The sequence below is a fragment of the Streptococcus sp. SM3 genome (assembly GCF_027497875.1).
In genome coordinates, this window is sequence record NZ_JAJNSA010000013.1 from 25,678 (window position 1) to 40,891 (window position 15,214).

At 41.5% G+C, this 15,214-nt stretch carries 15 protein-coding genes; 10 read left to right on the plus strand and 5 right to left on the minus strand.

Going from position 1 to position 15,214, the window contains the following annotated elements:
* The first annotated feature begins 75 nt into the window (after window positions 1-75).
* The 5 genes from PAN06_RS03895 (at window position 76) to nrdI (ending at window position 4,768) form a co-directional block, all read left to right on the plus strand.
* Complete coding sequence (locus tag PAN06_RS03895; protein ID WP_216732065.1) at window positions 76-690, plus strand: YesL family protein; 615 nt, start codon at window positions 76-78, stop codon at window positions 688-690.
* Window positions 668-2,338 (plus strand): sensor histidine kinase, encoded by a 1,671-nt coding sequence (locus tag PAN06_RS03900; RefSeq protein ID WP_346732044.1) that lies wholly within the window; start codon window positions 668-670, stop codon window positions 2,336-2,338. Before PAN06_RS03895 ends, PAN06_RS03900 begins: the two co-directional genes overlap by 23 nt.
* A gap of 11 nt (window positions 2,339-2,349) precedes the next feature.
* On the plus strand, window positions 2,350-3,636 hold the full coding sequence (locus tag PAN06_RS03905; protein WP_269795632.1) for a response regulator transcription factor: 1,287 nt from the start codon (window positions 2,350-2,352) through the stop codon (window positions 3,634-3,636).
* A gap of 60 nt (window positions 3,637-3,696) precedes the next feature.
* Window positions 3,697-4,230: a hypothetical protein gene (locus tag PAN06_RS03910; RefSeq protein WP_004269724.1), complete on the plus strand. Its 534-nt coding sequence runs from the start codon at window positions 3,697-3,699 to the stop codon at window positions 4,228-4,230.
* A 73-nt stretch (window positions 4,231-4,303) separates the two neighbouring features.
* The gene (gene nrdI, locus PAN06_RS03915) at window positions 4,304-4,768 is read left to right on the plus strand and encodes a class Ib ribonucleoside-diphosphate reductase assembly flavoprotein NrdI (protein WP_269795633.1); all 465 of its coding nucleotides are present in this window, start codon (window positions 4,304-4,306) and stop codon (window positions 4,766-4,768) included.
* Between the two features lie 166 nt (window positions 4,769-4,934).
* Here nrdI and PAN06_RS03920 read toward each other — a convergent pair whose 3' ends face one another.
* Both PAN06_RS03920 and argS read right to left on the minus strand, forming a co-directional pair.
* A complete protein-coding gene (locus tag PAN06_RS03920; RefSeq protein WP_000084859.1) occupies window positions 4,935-5,180 on the minus strand; it encodes a hypothetical protein in 246 nt (81 codons plus the stop codon).
* A 375-nt stretch (window positions 5,181-5,555) separates the two neighbouring features.
* Window positions 5,556-7,247, minus strand: coding sequence for an arginine--tRNA ligase (argS, locus tag PAN06_RS03925; RefSeq protein WP_269795634.1), 1,692 nt, complete (start codon window positions 7,245-7,247; stop codon window positions 5,556-5,558).
* 135 nt (window positions 7,248-7,382) lie between these two features.
* Between argS and argR the strand changes: the two genes are divergently transcribed.
* Window positions 7,383-7,829 (plus strand): arginine repressor, encoded by a 447-nt coding sequence (gene argR, locus PAN06_RS03930; RefSeq protein ID WP_001231476.1) that lies wholly within the window; start codon window positions 7,383-7,385, stop codon window positions 7,827-7,829.
* Window positions 7,830-7,879: 50 nt separating this feature from the next.
* Complete coding sequence (mutS, locus tag PAN06_RS03935; RefSeq protein ID WP_269795635.1) at window positions 7,880-10,414, plus strand: DNA mismatch repair protein MutS; 2,535 nt, start codon at window positions 7,880-7,882, stop codon at window positions 10,412-10,414.
* Window positions 10,415-10,455: 41 nt separating this feature from the next.
* On the opposite strand, the gene PAN06_RS03940 is transcribed toward mutS, so the two are convergent.
* Window positions 10,456-10,914, minus strand: a complete 459-nt coding sequence (locus PAN06_RS03940; RefSeq protein ID WP_004269729.1) for a DUF3021 domain-containing protein — start codon at window positions 10,912-10,914, stop codon at window positions 10,456-10,458.
* The gene (locus tag PAN06_RS03945) at window positions 10,911-11,351 is read right to left on the minus strand and encodes a LytTR family DNA-binding domain-containing protein (RefSeq protein ID WP_269795636.1); all 441 of its coding nucleotides are present in this window, start codon (window positions 11,349-11,351) and stop codon (window positions 10,911-10,913) included. The genes PAN06_RS03940 and PAN06_RS03945 overlap by 4 nt, the downstream gene beginning before the upstream one ends.
* A 206-nt stretch (window positions 11,352-11,557) precedes the next feature.
* Between PAN06_RS03945 and mutL the strand changes: the two genes are divergently transcribed.
* The 3 genes from mutL to PAN06_RS03960 are packed head-to-tail and all read left to right on the plus strand — an operon-like array spanning window position 11,558 to window position 14,689.
* Window positions 11,558-13,507 (plus strand): DNA mismatch repair endonuclease MutL, encoded by a 1,950-nt coding sequence (mutL, locus tag PAN06_RS03950; RefSeq protein ID WP_269795637.1) that lies wholly within the window; start codon window positions 11,558-11,560, stop codon window positions 13,505-13,507.
* A 15-nt stretch (window positions 13,508-13,522) separates the two neighbouring features.
* Entirely contained in the window at window positions 13,523-14,116 is a 594-nt protein-coding gene (ruvA, locus tag PAN06_RS03955; protein ID WP_269795638.1) for a Holliday junction branch migration protein RuvA, read from the plus strand.
* A 9-nt stretch (window positions 14,117-14,125) separates the two neighbouring features.
* Window positions 14,126-14,689 carry a DNA-3-methyladenine glycosylase I gene (locus tag PAN06_RS03960; protein ID WP_269795639.1) on the plus strand — a complete coding sequence of 188 codons (564 nt, stop codon included), beginning with the start codon at window positions 14,126-14,128 and terminating at the stop codon, window positions 14,687-14,689.
* A gap of 84 nt (window positions 14,690-14,773) precedes the next feature.
* On the opposite strand, the gene PAN06_RS03965 is transcribed toward PAN06_RS03960, so the two are convergent.
* A complete protein-coding gene (locus PAN06_RS03965; protein ID WP_000166114.1) occupies window positions 14,774-15,037 on the minus strand; it encodes a SemiSWEET family transporter in 264 nt (87 codons plus the stop codon).
* Between the last annotated feature and the right edge of the window lie 177 nt (window positions 15,038-15,214).

The following is a 15,214-nucleotide window of genomic DNA, read 5'->3' on the forward strand; positions in this document are numbered from 1 at the left end:
AAATGGATACTAGAAGTTTTTGAAAACGCTTGAAATATGATATAATAGTTTCATAGTTATTTTTAGGGGGATATCATGGGGAGATTTTTAGACTTTGTCTTTAATCGTTTCTTTTTAGGGATGATTGCGACAGCCTTCTTTTGGCTATTAACATTGGCAGGAGGGATTATCCTTGGTCTAGCGCCGGCTAGTGCTACCTTGATGAGCCTGTATGCAGAACATGGTTATAGCTTTCGGGAATACAGTTTGAAGGAGGCGTGGTCTCTTTATAAGCAAAATTTCGTCTCAAGCAACCTGATTTTCTATAGCTTTTTAGGGGTGGATTTAGTTTTAATCTATGGCCTGTATCTCTTGGTGCAATTGCCTCATCAGACCATTATTCATTTGATTGCAACATTTTTGAATGTTCTAGTAGTCGCCCTGCTGTTTTTGGCCTATACAGTGTCTTTGAAATTACAAGTTTATTTTGACTTGTCCTATCGAAATAGCCTCAAATTATCCTTGATTGGCATCTTTATGAGTCTAGCAGCTGTGGCCAAGGTTCTCCTTGGGACAGTGCTACTTGTGGCAATTGGTTACTATATGCCTGCCCTACTTTTCTTTGTAGGAATTGGGATGTGGCATTTCTTTATCAGTGATATGTTGGAACCGGTCTATGAAAGTATCCATGAAAAATTGGCGACAAAATAGAATGAAGCAGTTTTGGCTACATACGCTTCTAAGAACCTATAGTTCAGTCATGATGATTATTATTGCGAGTTTTGCAATCTTACTCTCTTACGCTGACTGGGATTCACGGGAAAAGGAAGCTCAAAGAGTAGCCCAACGTGTAACCACTCGAACAGTCGATGAGGTGGAGTATTATTATCGGGAGTCAGCCCAACTGGCGCAAGATTTAGTAGCCAATCAAGACCGAATACAAGGGGTTTATAAGTACTTTAGCTTGTCAACTTCTGAGTATTTTTATTGGCTGTTGGAGCATCAAGCAGCTTCGTCAACTTCTATTTCTCTGTATGAAAACATTGATGATCTTTATGTTCAAAATGACTCTATAACGGGTGTTGCAATCGTCTTGCAGGATTTTAAAGAAGTTTATGTTTCAACAAGGGATAAAAGAAGTGGTCGTACCTTGCCTGCTGAGGCCTTTAAACCAGAGGTTAATAGTTTTGGAATTCCAGTTCTGGACCCAGCAACGGATCAATCTATAGGAGTGATATACATCTCCTTGGATCCAGAAGTTTTATATCATGCCATTGACAATACCCGAGGTCATATTCCGATGGCTGTTACTGTGACATCGCCTTTTGATACAGAGATTTTTCATATTGGTGAGAGGGTCAATAGGGAACATGAGAACTGGTTTGTTGGTATGACTTCTCATGGATATCAGGTTCAGGTGGCAGTTCCTAAAAACTTTGTTTTACAAGGAACAGTTGCCAGCTCTGCTTTGATTGTGGGTTTGAGTTTTCTCTTTATTGTCATTCTCTATCTGACTTTGAGGCAGACCTTTGCCAACTATCAAAAGCAGGTAGTGGATTTGGTGGATTCCATCCAAGCTATTGCCCAAGGACAAGAAGGTCTTCGCATTGATACGCTTGAAAAGGATCAGGAATTGCTCCTAATCGCAGAGACCACCAATGATATGTTGGATCGCTTGGAAAAGAACATCCATGATATTTACCAGTTAGAGCTTAGTCAAAAAGATGCCAATATGCGAGCCTTGCAGGCTCAAATCAACCCTCATTTTATGTACAATACTCTGGAGTTCTTGCGCATGTATGCAGTTATGCAAAGTCAAGATGAGTTGGCAGATATCATTTATGAGTTCAGTAGTCTCTTGCGTAACAATATTTCCGACGAAAGAGAAACTCTTCTCAAACAGGAATTAGAATTTTGCCGTAAATACAGTTATCTCTGCATGGTTCGCTATCCTAAGTCCATTGCCTATGGTTTCAAGATAGATTCAGAGTTAGAGAATATGAAGATTCCTAAGTTTACCTTGCAACCGCTGGTAGAAAATTATTTCGCGCATGGTGTTGACCACAGACGGACAGATAATGTGATTAGCATCAAGGCTCTTAAACAGGATGGGTTTGTGGAAATTTTAGTGGTAGATAATGGCCGTGGTATGTCGGCTGAAAAACTGGCAAGTATTCGAGAAAAATTAAGTCAGAGACATTTTGAACACCAAGCCAGTTACAGTGATCAAAAGCAGTCTATCGGGATTGTCAATGTACACGAGCGTTTTGTGCTCTATTTTGGGGCTCGCTATGCCATTACGATAGAGTCTGCAGAGCAAGCAGGTGTTCAGTATCGTATTACAATTCAAGATGAGTAGAAAGGGAGAAAATGTATAAAGTATTATTAGTAGATGATGAGTACATGGTGACAGAAGGTCTGAAACGTTTGATTCCCTTTGATAAGTGGGATATGGAGGTCGTCGCAACAGCCAGTCATGCCGATGAAGCCCTAGAATATGTTCAGGAAAATCCTGTCGATGTCATCATTTCAGATGTCAATATGCCCGACAAAACAGGGCTTGATATGATTCGAGAAATGAAAGAAATCTTACCAGATGCAGCCTATATCCTACTTTCAGGTTATCAGGAGTTTGATTATGTAAAAAGAGCAATGAACCTTAGTGTGGTGGACTATTTGGTAAAGCCTGTTGATAAGGTCGAGTTGGGAAATCTGCTGGATAAGATTGCAGGTCAGCTCGGCGAGAGAGGAAAGAAAAGTCAGACCCTTAGTCAAGATTTAGATGAGGCTGGATTTGTTAGTTATTTAGGGGATAAGGAGAATTGGTGGATAGGTCTATCCAAGGAAAAACAAGGCTCCTTCACCATTCCCTACTATGTCTTGGGTCAAGACTGGCAGATTTTTATTTCTGATCAACCCCTAGATGGTTTAGTCGTTACTCCCTTTGAGGCTCCTTATCAAGAACACTTTGAACGCTGGAAGCTGAATGCTGAGAAAGCCCTCTTTTACGGTTCTGTCAATCTAAAACAGTCTGAGAGTCTCTTTGCCTATTACGAACCGATTTATAGGGTTATCATTCAGGGGAATCTCAATCAAATCGTAGAAGAGTTAAATCTCTTGGAGAAGGTGGTTCTTGAAAATACGCCGCGTGTTCCGATTACCAAACAGCTTTTTATCCAGTTTGTCATGGATGTCTTTCATTTGTTTGAACATCTCAAAGCTGATGATATGACGGATATTGTCAAAACGATTCATGCTATTCAATCATTCGATGAACTGGTTCCTTATATCAAGGAAACTCTGACCCGATTCTTTGGACAATATCGTATGAATGAAAATGTGGTCAGTGTGCTGGAAGTCATTGGGCGTGATTATCAGAAAGAACTTTCCCTCAAGGATATCAGTAAGGATCTCTTTATCAATCCTGTCTATCTAGGTCAGTTGATTAAGCGAGAAACTAATTCGACCTTCGCAGAGCTTTTAAACAAACAACGTATTAAGGCTGCCCAACAACTTTTGCTTTCAACTAGTGACAGTATTGAAGATATTTGTTATGCTGTTGGTTACAGTAATGTTGGATATTTCTATAAAGTGTTCCGAAAATTGTGCGGAAAATCGCCAAAAGCCTACCGAAAACAGGTAGAAACTACACTATAATATTTGTATCCCTTTACAAAAAGTGCTATAATATCGATAATAATATCAGGAGGTTCTATTATGAAAAAGAAACCAATCTATCTATGGGTATTACTGATTTTTTCAGCCTTACTCTCAGCATTGTCACTATTTGGAATCATATCTCCAGTACCTACTGCGGAGAGTATGAACAATCTAGAAACATCAGCATCAGGTGTTAATGCTACTTATGCTAAGGAGCTCGTTGCTTACACCATTAAGGTATCGGAGCATGGTCATTCTATCTTCAGCATTCTCTTGGTTGTCTTATCTGTTATTCTGGTTGTTGTGTCTTTGGTTTTCCTTGTTCGTAAAAACATACAATTGGCTAACTACACTTATCTTGCTTATGTCTTCGTTGCCATCGTTGGTTCTATCTACAACTTTATCGGCATTCAGGATGCGGTTTTACTTTTTACAGACCCTAACATCCGTATGGGAGCGGAGCTTGGTGCCAAAGGTTCTGCTATTTTTGGGATCGTACTCAATGTTATCTTCCTAGCAATCGTCTTCTATAAAATGTGGCGTCAGCAAAAAGCCTTGGCGGAAGAAGAGGAAACAGAAGAACTTGCCTAAGTATTGACAAAAAAGAACTATCAAGTTACAATCTTGGTAGTTATTTTTTATGATTCAAAAAAAGGAGGAGAGCATGAAAAAAGTTTCCTTGATCTACATCAGTCTGAGCGGAAATACGGAGAGTTTCGTAACACGATTGAAGGCTTACCTATTAGAACAGTATGAGAACATTGAAGTAGAAAAAATTCATATTAAAGACCTAGTTAAGGAAGGAGAGACCTTCTTTGAAATGGCCAATCCTTATGTTGCCTTCCTACCAACTTACCTAGAAGGTGGGAATGGCGTGGATAACGGAGATGTCGAGATTTTGACGACACCAGTGGGAGATTTTATCGCCTATGGTGACAATGCTAGTAAGTGTTTTGGTGTGGTTGGTTCAGGAAATCGTAACTTTAATAACCAATACTGCCTGACAGCCAAGCAATATAGTCAACGTTTTGGCTTCCCTGTATTGGCTGATTTTGAAATGCGAGGTATGCTGGGAGATATCAAACGTGTCGCAGCGATTATCGCAGATTTGTATGAGTTGGAAAGTTGAGCTGATAACGATCTTTCAATCATTAGAAGAAAGAACTTATTATATCCCCCTCTATAGCAGAGATGAAAATTACCTATAAACTTTTTAATATAAATGTTATTTGCTATAGTTGGAAGATAAAAATTATGCCCTAAAAAAACCGAGAAGCTTTCTTCTCGGTTTTTGATTATTTCAATTGATCTGTAATGTCTTTTGATAGCAACATTCCCAGATGATAAGTTTTATTGATGTAAGCAATGACATCATTGATATTTTCAGTCGTGTGAATTTTCTCTTTGATGTCAGCCCTAAATGTTTCATCCTTCAAAAGTTGTTCTTGGTAGAGCCTTTGCAGTCTCTCCTTCTCGTACTTATTGAGCAGAAAAAGGAACACCAAGCTAATCACAACGAGGATATAAGCATATTGGCTCATAGAATATCTCCCTGTATGATAAAGAAGTAGTAGTGAATAAATCGATTTAGTGGATCTAAAATAGCAGAACAAGTCAGCAAAACTTGATAAGATTTCTGATAGACCTCTAAACCAAAATCCGTATAGATTTAGTGTAAGTTACTTAGATTGCTTTACATTCTAGTGACTTGAAGATTAGCACCAGCCACTAAGCCAATTAATAGATTTGGTTGACCAATTTAGTGAGGCGTTTAGACAAGTGTCTCTGATTACGACGTCATGGCCCCTAAATCGATTATATTTAGGGATCATGACTAGTGAAGCAGTTAGCTAGTCCGCATATAAGCGGCTAGCGTCTAACAATTGGGAACTTTAGTTCCAATTGTTAGTACTGAATCACATCTTCTCTGGCGCTTCTACTCCAAGCAAGCGAAGGGCTTCTTTGAGAACGACTGCGGTTGCGTAGCTAAGGGCTAGACGGCTGTCGCGTTCTGGGCTTTCATCCAAGATGCGTGTATGTGCATAGTATTTGTTGAAGGCTTGAGCCAGGCTAATTGCAAATTTAGCAATGATAGAAGGTTCAAAGTTATCTGCCGCACGATTGATAATACGTGGGAAGTCTTGGATGAGTTTGATGATTTCCCAGCTTTCAGCATCATTTAAGCTGTAATTAGCCTCTGTTTCTGGTTTGAAATCTGCTTTGCGCAAGATCGATTGGATACGAGCGTAGGCGTATTGGACATAAGGTCCAGTTTCACCCTCAAAGGATACCATAGCCTCTAGGTCGAAGTCGTATCCATTTGTACGGTCAGTCTTAAGGTCATAGAATTTAATGGCCCCAACCCCAACAGCATGCGCTACCTGGTCTTTGTTTTCAAGTTCAGGATTTTTAGCCTCGATTTGGGCTTTGGCACGACTAACAGCCTCTGCAACAGTAGGCTCTAGCAAGATGACATTCCCTTTACGAGTAGAGAGTTTCTTCCCTTCTTTTGTAACCAAACCAAAAGGAACGTGAGTAATGTCGTCACTCCAGTCGTAGCCCATTTCTTGCAAGACAGCTTTGAGCTGTTTAAAGTGGGCAGATTGCTCTTGACCAACGACATAGATAGATTTAGCAAATTGGTATTCGTTTTTACGGTAAAGGGCTGCAGCCAAGTCACGTGTAATATAGAGAGTTGCACCATCAGATTTCTTGATGAGGGCTGGATGTTCAATTCCATATTTCTCAAGATTGACAACTTGGGCACCCTCTGATTCAATAAGAAGGCCTTTTTCAGAAAGAATGTCTACGACTGCATCCATCTTATCGTTGTAGAAGGCTTCTCCGTTGTAGCTGTCAAATTCGACTTGCAATTCATTGTAAAGGCGGCTAAATTCCACCAAACTTTCATCACGGAACCATTGCCAAAGAGCGAGAGCTTCCTCGTCTCCATTTTCAAGTTTACGGAACCATTCGCGTGCTTCTTCATCCAAGCTAGGGTCATTTTCAGCTTCAGCGTTGATGCGGACATAGAGTTTAAGAAGTTCATCAATTGGATGAGCTTTTACAGCTTCTTCGTCACCCCATTTTTTGTAGGCAACAATCAACATCCCAAACTGTTTACCCCAGTCTCCCAAATGATTGACCTTGACTGTTTGATAACCGATTTTTTGGAAAATATGTGATAAGCTATCTCCGATGACAGTTGAGCGCAGGTGGCCAATAGAGAATGGTTTAGCGATATTGGGACTAGACATATCGATAACAACATTTTCTTGTTTACCAATATTTTGATCAGCATAGTGTTCTTTTTCAGTGATAACAGCTTGCAATACTTGAGCAGAAATGGCAGATTTATCAAGGAAAAAGTTAACGTAAGGTCCTGTTGCGACAACCTTTTCAAAGGCTTGGCTGTTAATTTTTTCAGCCAGTTCAGCAGCAATCATTTGAGGTGCTTTACGTTCGACTTTTGCAAGTGAAAAAGCAGGGAAAGCGATGTCTCCCATTTCTGAGTTTTTAGGGGTTTCCAGTAAATTTAAAATAGCCTCTTGGTCCAGGCTATCAATGACGCTAGCCAACTCGCTAGCAATCAATTCTTTTGTATTCATTAAGAGCTCCTTTTTGGACTTTTCTACTATTTTATCACAATTTTAAAGAAAGAAGAAAAAATTTTTGAAATCTCCTATTTTTTTGGTATAATATAGTTATAAAATTAGTTATAAATATGCATATAAGAGGATTTTATGAGAAAAAGAGATCGTCATCAGTTAATAAAAAAAATGATTACTGAGGAGAAATTAAGTACACAAAAAGAAATTCAAGATCGGTTGGAGGCACACAATGTCTTTGTGACGCAGACAACCCTATCTCGAGATTTGCGCGAAATCGGCTTGACCAAGGTCAAGAAAAATGATATGGTGTATTATGTACTAGCAAATGAGACAGAAAAGATTGATTTGGTGGAATTTTTGTCTCATCATTTAGAAGGTGTTGCAAGAGCAGAATTTACTTTGGTACTTCATACCAAATTAGGAGAAGCCTCTGTTTTAGCAAATATTGTAGATGCAAACAAGGATGAATGGATTTTAGGAACAGTTGCTGGTGCCAATACCTTATTGGTCATTTGTCGAGACCAGCACGTTGCCAAACTCATGGAAGATCGTTTGCTAGATTTGATGAAAGATAAGTAAGGTCTTGGGAGTTGCTCTCAAGACTTATTTTTGACAAGGAGAGACGGAAAATGGCGACAGAAAAGCTATCACCTGGCATGCAACAGTATGTGGATATTAAAAAGCAATATTCAGATGCTTTTTTGCTCTTTCGGATGGGTGATTTTTATGAATTATTTTATGAGGATGCGGTCAATGCTGCGCAGATTCTGGAAATTTCCTTAACGAGTCGCAACAAGAATGCGGACAATCCGATTCCTATGGCGGGTGTCCCCTATCATTCTGCCCAACAGTACATCGATGTCTTGATTGAGCAGGGCTATAAGGTAGCCATTGCTGAACAGATGGAAGATCCTAAACAGGCAGTTGGGGTTGTGAAACGAGAGGTTGTTCAGGTCATTACGCCAGGGACAGTGGTCGATAGCAGTAAGCCGGATAGTCAGAACAACTTCTTGGTTGCCATAGACCGTGCTGACAATCAATTTGGCCTAGCTTATATGGACCTGGTGACGGGTGACTTTTATGTGACAGGTCTTTTGGATTTCACGCTGGTTTGTGGGGAAATCCGCAATCTCAAGGCTCGAGAAGTGGTGCTGGGCTATGACTTGTCTGAGGAAGAGGAACAAATCCTTAGTCGTCAGATGAATCTGGTGCTCTCTTATGAAAAAGAAGGCTTTGAGGACCTTCATTTGCTGGATTCACGATTGGCAGCGGTGGAGCAAGCGGCGTCTAGTAAACTGCTCCAGTATGTCCATCGGACTCAGATGAGAGAATTGAACCACCTCAAGCCTGTTATCCGCTATGAAATCAAGGATTTCTTGCAGATGGATTATGCGACCAAGGCTAGTCTGGATTTGGTTGAGAATGCTCGTTCAGGCAAGAAGCAAGGAAGTCTTTTCTGGCTTTTGGATGAAACCAAGACGGCTATGGGTATGCGTCTCTTGCGGTCTTGGATTCATCGCCCCTTGATTGATAAGGAACGAATTATCCAACGTCAAGAAGTGGTGCAGGTCTTTCTCGACCATTTCTTTGAGCGCAGTGATTTGACAGATAGTCTCAAGGGTGTTTATGACATTGAGCGCTTGGCTAGTCGGGTTTCTTTTGGCAAAACCAATCCTAAGGATCTCTTGCAGTTGGCGACCACCTTGTCTAGTGTGCCACGGATTCGTGCGATTTTAGAAGGAATGGAGCAACCTGCTCTAGCTTATCTCATCGAACAACTGGATGGAATCCCTGAGTTAGAGAGTTTGATTAGCGTAGCGATTGCTCCTGAAGCTCCTCATGTGATTACGGAAGGTGGTATTATCCGCACTGGATTTGATGAGACTTTAGACAAGTACCGTCGCGTTCTCAGAGAAGGGACTAGCTGGATTGCTGAGATTGAGGCTAAGGAGAGAGAAAACTCTGGCATCAGCACGCTCAAGATTGACTATAATAAAAAGGATGGCTACTATTTCCATGTGACCAATTCACAACTGGGAAATGTGCCTGCTCACTTTTTCCGCAAGGCGACGCTGAAAAACTCAGAACGTTTTGGAACCGAAGAATTGGCCCGTATCGAGGGCGATATGTTGGAGGCGCGTGAGAAGTCAGCTAACCTAGAGTACGAAATTTTTATGCGTATTCGTGAAGAGGTCAGCAAGTACATCCAACGTTTACAAGCTCTAGCCCAAGGAATTGCGACCGTTGATGTCTTGCAAAGTCTGGCAGTTGTTGCTGAAACCCAGCATTTGACTCGACCTGAGTTTGGAGATGATTCGCGGATTGATATCCAGAAAGGGCGCCATGCTGTCGTCGAAAAGGTCATGGGGGCTCAGACCTATATTCCCAATACGATTCAGATGGCAGAAGATACCAGTATTCAACTGATTACAGGGCCAAACATGAGCGGGAAGTCAACCTATATGCGTCAGTTAGCCATGACGGCGATTATGGCCCAGATAGGTTCCTATGTACCGGCAGAAAGTGCCCATTTACCGATTTTTGATGCAATCTTTACCCGTATCGGAGCAGCAGATGACTTGGTTTCAGGTCAATCAACCTTTATGGTGGAGATGATGGAGGCCAATAATGCTATTTCGCATGCAACCAAGAACTCTCTCATTCTCTTTGATGAATTGGGACGGGGAACTGCAACTTATGATGGTATGGCTCTCGCTCAGTCTATCATCGAATACATCCATGAGCATATCGGAGCCAAGACCCTCTTTGCGACCCACTACCATGAGTTGACTAGTCTGGAGTCTAGCTTGGAACACTTGGTCAATGTTCACGTGGCAACTTTGGAGCAGGGTGGGCAGGTGACCTTCCTTCATAAGATTGAACCAGGTCCAGCTGACAAATCCTACGGTATCCATGTTGCCAAGATTGCTGGTTTACCGGCTGCTCTTTTAGCAAGGGCGGATAAGATTTTGACTCAGTTAGAGAATCAAGGGACAGAAAGTCCTGCTCCTATGAGGCAAACAAGTGCTGTCACAGAACAGATTTCACTATTTGATACGGCAGAAGAGCATCCTATCCTAGAAGAATTAGCTAAATTGGACATTTACAACATGACACCCATGCAGGCCATGAATGTTTTGGTTGAGTTAAAACAAAAACTATAAAAATAATCCCACTCATGCATTTGTGAGTGGGATTATTGCTATTACTTTCTATGCTCCAAGAGTTGATTGATATGGTCTACTTTTTTTGATGCTCTTTTATAGGAAATAGTCCAAATGATGAGGTAGACAATTGCAAACTCGATAATGAGTTGGAGATAGAAAATCCAGTGGAAGGGGAACCAACCTGCTAGAGTTGCTAGTGGGACAAAGCCAACCAGCATGAGGAAGAAATGGGTCAGAGTTGCACGGAGCAAGCTCCAGTCACGGCTGAATAATCGTTTACCAAAGTTGAAGAGAATACCGATGGCTGCCCAGATAAGTGTGCAGTAGAGCAAGACCAGTGCACCGTGAACCTGATGTTGGGTCATTACTTGGCCGATGAGAGAGTCGGAACTTAGTGGTGCGTAGGTATTTGGTGCATAAATGAGTGAAAAGATGATAGAGAGGATGAGGCCGATAAGAACACCGGCAGCTGCATCGTTAAATACTTGTTTTTTCATAGTTCTAATTTCTCCTTGATGGTTTTTAGGTAACGGCGTGAAGAGTAGGTGAAACTTTCGTTTTTTAGAAAGATTTCTACTAGACCGTTGTGAGTTAGCTTGAGATGGGAGATGGAGTTGATATTGATGATTTCTGATTGGGAAATTTGGATAAAAGTTGTTGGCAGAATTTCAAGGACCTGATAGAGTCGCAAATCAATGCTGTAGGTCTGACTCGCGGTTTCTGCTAGAACTTTCCGATTCTCGATATAGAAGCGTTGTATCTTACTAATCTTAACGAGATAGACTTGATCATCAATCTTTCCTTTGATTGTTTCTTTTTGGTCAAGATTTTCTGCAAACTCGATGACTTTTTGGACTTTTTCGGTTTCTCGAGGTGCTTGCACAATCAGCTTTTCCTCTTCGTAAGTCTCGCTAATCTGTAGTTCTACTTTCATAAATTTCTCTCCTTTTCAGTTATACAAGATTGTGATCACTTCCTGTACACCTTTATTAAACACTATTTTATAGCCTATGGCAAGGGACTTTGTCTATGTGGAGGGATTTGGCTTCTATGTGGCGCTTGCTTTTCTGTCCTATCTGAAATATGGTATAATAGCACTAATCAATTTCTAGGAAAATAGATACAGAAAGGGGCTGAAAGATGTCTCATATTATTGAATTGCCAGAGGTGCTGGCAAACCAGATCGCGGCTGGAGAGGTTATCGAGCGTCCAGCTAGCGTTGTTAAGGAGCTGGTAGAAAACGCCATTGACGCGGGTTCTAGTCAGATTATCATTGAGATTGAGGAAGCTGGCCTCAAGAAAATTCAAATTACAGATAATGGTCATGGAATTGCCCACGATGAGGTGGAATTGGCCCTGCGCCGCCATGCGACTAGTAAGATCAAAAATCAAGCGGATCTTTTTCGGATTCGGACGCTTGGTTTTCGTGGTGAAGCCCTTCCTTCTATAGCGTCTGTTAGTGTCTTAACTCTGCTAACGGCGGTAGATGGTGCTAATCACGGGACAAAGCTGGTCGCGCGTGGAGGAGAAGTAGAGGAAATCATCCCAGCGACCAGTCCTGTGGGAACCAAGGTTTGTGTGGAGGACCTTTTTTTCAACACGCCTGCCCGCCTCAAGTATATGAAGAGCCAGCAAGCAGAGTTGTCTCATATCATTGATATTGTCAATCGTCTGGGTTTGGCCCATCCTGAGATTTCGTTTAGTTTGATTAGTGATGGCAAGGAAATGACGCGAACAGCTGGGACTGGTCAACTGCGCCAAGCTATCGCAGGGATTTACGGTTTGGCGAGTGCCAAGAAGATGATTGAAATTGAGAATTCTGACCTTGATTTCGAAATTTCTGGCTTTGTGTCTCTGCCTGAGTTAACTAGAGCCAATCGCAACTATATCAGTCTCTTCATCAATGGTCGTTATATCAAGAATTTCCTACTCAATCGTGCTATTATTGACGGCTATGGCAGTAAGCTCATGGTGGGACGCTTTCCGTTGGCTGTCATTCATATCCATATCGACCCTTATCTAGCGGATGTCAATGTGCATCCGACCAAGCAAGAGGTGCGAATTTCCAAGGAAAAAGAACTGATGACGCTGGTCTCAGAAGCTATTTCCAACAGTCTCAAGGAGCAAACCTTGATACCAGATGCCTTGGAAAATCTTGCCAAATCGACTGTGCGTAATCGTCAAAAGGTGGAGCAGACCATTCTCCCACTCAAAGAAAATACGCTCTACTATGAGAAAACTGAGCCGACAAGACCTAGTCAAGCTGAAGTAGCTGATTATCAGGTAGAATTGACTGATGAAGGACAGGATTTGACCCTGTTTGCCAAAGAAACCTTGGATCAGCTAACCAAGCCAGCAAAACTGCATTTTGCAGAGAGAAAGCCTGCTAACTACGACCAATTAGACCATCCAGAGCTAGACTTAGCAAGTCTTGATAAGGCCTATGACAAGCTGGAGCGAGAAGAATCATCAAGCTTCCCAGAGTTGGAATTTTTCGGGCAAATGCATGGAACCTATCTCTTTGCCCAAGGGCGAGATGGGCTCTACATCATAGACCAGCATGCGGCTCAGGAACGGGTTAAGTACGAGGAGTATCGTGAAAGTATTGGCAATGTTGACCAGAGCCAGCAGCAACTCCTAGTGCCCTATATCTTTGAATTTCCAGCGGATGATGCCCTTCGTCTCAAGGAAAGAATGGCACTGTTGGAGGAAGTTGGGGTCTTTCTAGCAGAGTACGGAGAAAATCAATTCATCTTACGTGAACATCCTATTTGGATGGCAGAGGAGGAAATTGAGTCAGGTATCTATGAAATGTGCGACATGCTCCTTTTGACCAAGGAGGTTTCGATCAAGAAATACCGAGCAGAGCTAGCCATCATGATGTCCTGCAAGAGATCTATCAAGGCCAATCATCGTATCGATGACCATTCGGCCAGACAGCTCCTTTATCAACTTTCTCAATGTGACAATCCCTACAACTGTCCCCACGGACGTCCTGTTTTGGTGCATTTTACCAAGTCAGATATGGAAAAGATGTTCCGACGCATTCAGGAAAATCACACCAGTCTCCGTGAGTTGGGGAAATATTAAACTAAAAGGAAAACTATGTACGAATATTTAAAAGGAATCATTACTAAAATTACTGCTAAATACATTGTTCTTGAAGTCAACGGTATTGGTTATATCCTGCATGTAGCCAACCCCTATGCCTATTCAGGTCAGGTTAACCAAGAAACTCAAATTTATGTGCATCAGGTCGTGCGTGAGGACGCTCATCTGCTTTATGGATTTCGCTCAGAAGATGAGAAAAAGCTCTTTCTTAGTCTGATTTCGGTATCTGGGATTGGTCCTGTGTCAGCTCTCGCTATTATCGCTGCCGATGATAATGCTGGCTTGGTTCAAGCCATTGAAACCAAGAACATCACCTACTTGACTAAGTTCCCTAAAATTGGCAAGAAAACAGCCCAGCAGATGGTGTTGGACTTGGAAGGTAAGGTAGTAGTTGCAGGAGATGATCTTCCTGCCAAGGTGGCAGTGCAAGCTAGCACTGAAAACCAAGAATTGGAAGAAGCTATGGAAGCCATGTTGGCACTGGGCTACAAGGCAACAGAGCTCAAGAAAATCAAGAAATTCTTTGAAGGAACGACAGATACAGCTGAGAACTATATCAAGTCGGCCCTTAAAATGTTGGTCAAATAGGAGTAGAGCATGACAAAACGTTGTTCATGGGTCAAGATGACCAATCCGCTCTACATCGCCTATCATGATGAGGAGTGGGGCCAGCCCCTCCATGATGATCAAGCATTGTTTGAGTTATTGTGTATGGAAACCTATCAGGCAGGCCTGTCTTGGGAAACGGTGCTCAACAAACGCCAAGCTTTCCGAGAAGCCTTTCATGGCTATCAAATTCAAGCAGTCGCAGAGATGACTGACACCGAATTGGAAGCCTTGTTAGACAATCCAGCTATCATCCGAAATAGAGCCAAGATTTTTGCTACACGCGCTAACGCCCAAGCATTTTTACGACTACAGGAAGAATATGGCTCTTTTGATGCCTATCTTTGGTCTTTTGTTGAGGGGAAAACTATCGTCAATGATGTTCCTGATTATCGCCAAGCCCCAGCTAAAACCGCTTTGTCTGAGAAATTAGCCAAAGATCTCAAAAAAAGAGGTTTCAAGTTCACAGGCCCAGTCGCCGTCTTGTCTTTTCTACAGGCTGCAGGACTAGTTGATGACCACGAGAATGATTGTGAATGGAAAAGCAGGAATTAGTGTGTACAGGTAACTAGCATATCTGAGAATATAGAAAAAAGCTGAGAAATTTTTCCCAGCTTTTTATATATACTATTAGATTTGTTAGAGTGAAGTCAAAAAAGTGATTCCACCTAAAATAACACCAGCTGAATTTGGAATGATTAGTATCCAATCCTTCTTAGGTTCCTTTGTCCATCCATAAATAACCCAGATTAAGCAAGATATAGCAGCTGATAAAGGTTGAAATGGTTGAGCTTTATTTCCCTGTAAATTAGCGATAATTTGAGGTATGTAGGCAATAAATACTATAATTCCAATAAAGGCACCAATAGAACCTACGATTCGATTAATTTTTTGTTTTGTCATATACACCTCCTTCAAAAGGATATCATAGAAATTAGCGAAATGCAATAAATTCAGATACAAATTGTAACGAAAACGAATACAAAAGCACAAAAATAGAGAAACTATTTATTTTTTGTTATAGTCAAAGCGAATGATTTGCTCCTTTGCATCTACATAGGCGTGAACTCCGAAGGGGAC

Excerpts from the sequence above, each read along its gene's own strand:
- mutL (WP_269795637.1), top strand. The coding sequence starts at position 11,558 with ATGTCTCATATTATTGAATTGCCAGAGGTGCTGGCAAACCAGATCGCG.
- PAN06_RS03920 (WP_000084859.1), bottom strand. The coding sequence starts at position 5,180 with ATGAGCCAATATGCTTATATCCTCGTTGTGATTAGCTTGGTGTTCCTT.
- PAN06_RS03945 (WP_269795636.1), bottom strand. The coding sequence starts at position 11,351 with ATGAAAGTAGAACTACAGATTAGCGAGACTTACGAAGAGGAAAAGCTG.
- PAN06_RS03960 (WP_269795639.1), top strand. The coding sequence starts at position 14,126 with ATGACAAAACGTTGTTCATGGGTCAAGATGACCAATCCGCTCTACATC.
- PAN06_RS03905 (WP_269795632.1), top strand. The coding sequence starts at position 2,350 with ATGTATAAAGTATTATTAGTAGATGATGAGTACATGGTGACAGAAGGT.
- PAN06_RS03900 (WP_346732044.1), top strand. The coding sequence starts at position 668 with ATGAAAAATTGGCGACAAAATAGAATGAAGCAGTTTTGGCTACATACG.
- PAN06_RS03895 (WP_216732065.1), top strand. The coding sequence starts at position 76 with ATGGGGAGATTTTTAGACTTTGTCTTTAATCGTTTCTTTTTAGGGATG.
- argS (WP_269795634.1), bottom strand. The coding sequence starts at position 7,247 with ATGAATACAAAAGAATTGATTGCTAGCGAGTTGGCTAGCGTCATTGAT.
- ruvA (WP_269795638.1), top strand. The coding sequence starts at position 13,523 with ATGTACGAATATTTAAAAGGAATCATTACTAAAATTACTGCTAAATAC.
- PAN06_RS03910 (WP_004269724.1), top strand. The coding sequence starts at position 3,697 with ATGAAAAAGAAACCAATCTATCTATGGGTATTACTGATTTTTTCAGCC.
- PAN06_RS03965 (WP_000166114.1), bottom strand. The coding sequence starts at position 15,037 with ATGACAAAACAAAAAATTAATCGAATCGTAGGTTCTATTGGTGCCTTT.
- mutS (WP_269795635.1), top strand. The coding sequence starts at position 7,880 with ATGGCGACAGAAAAGCTATCACCTGGCATGCAACAGTATGTGGATATT.
- nrdI (WP_269795633.1), top strand. The coding sequence starts at position 4,304 with ATGAAAAAAGTTTCCTTGATCTACATCAGTCTGAGCGGAAATACGGAG.
- PAN06_RS03940 (WP_004269729.1), bottom strand. The coding sequence starts at position 10,914 with ATGAAAAAACAAGTATTTAACGATGCAGCTGCCGGTGTTCTTATCGGC.
- argR (WP_001231476.1), top strand. The coding sequence starts at position 7,383 with ATGAGAAAAAGAGATCGTCATCAGTTAATAAAAAAAATGATTACTGAG.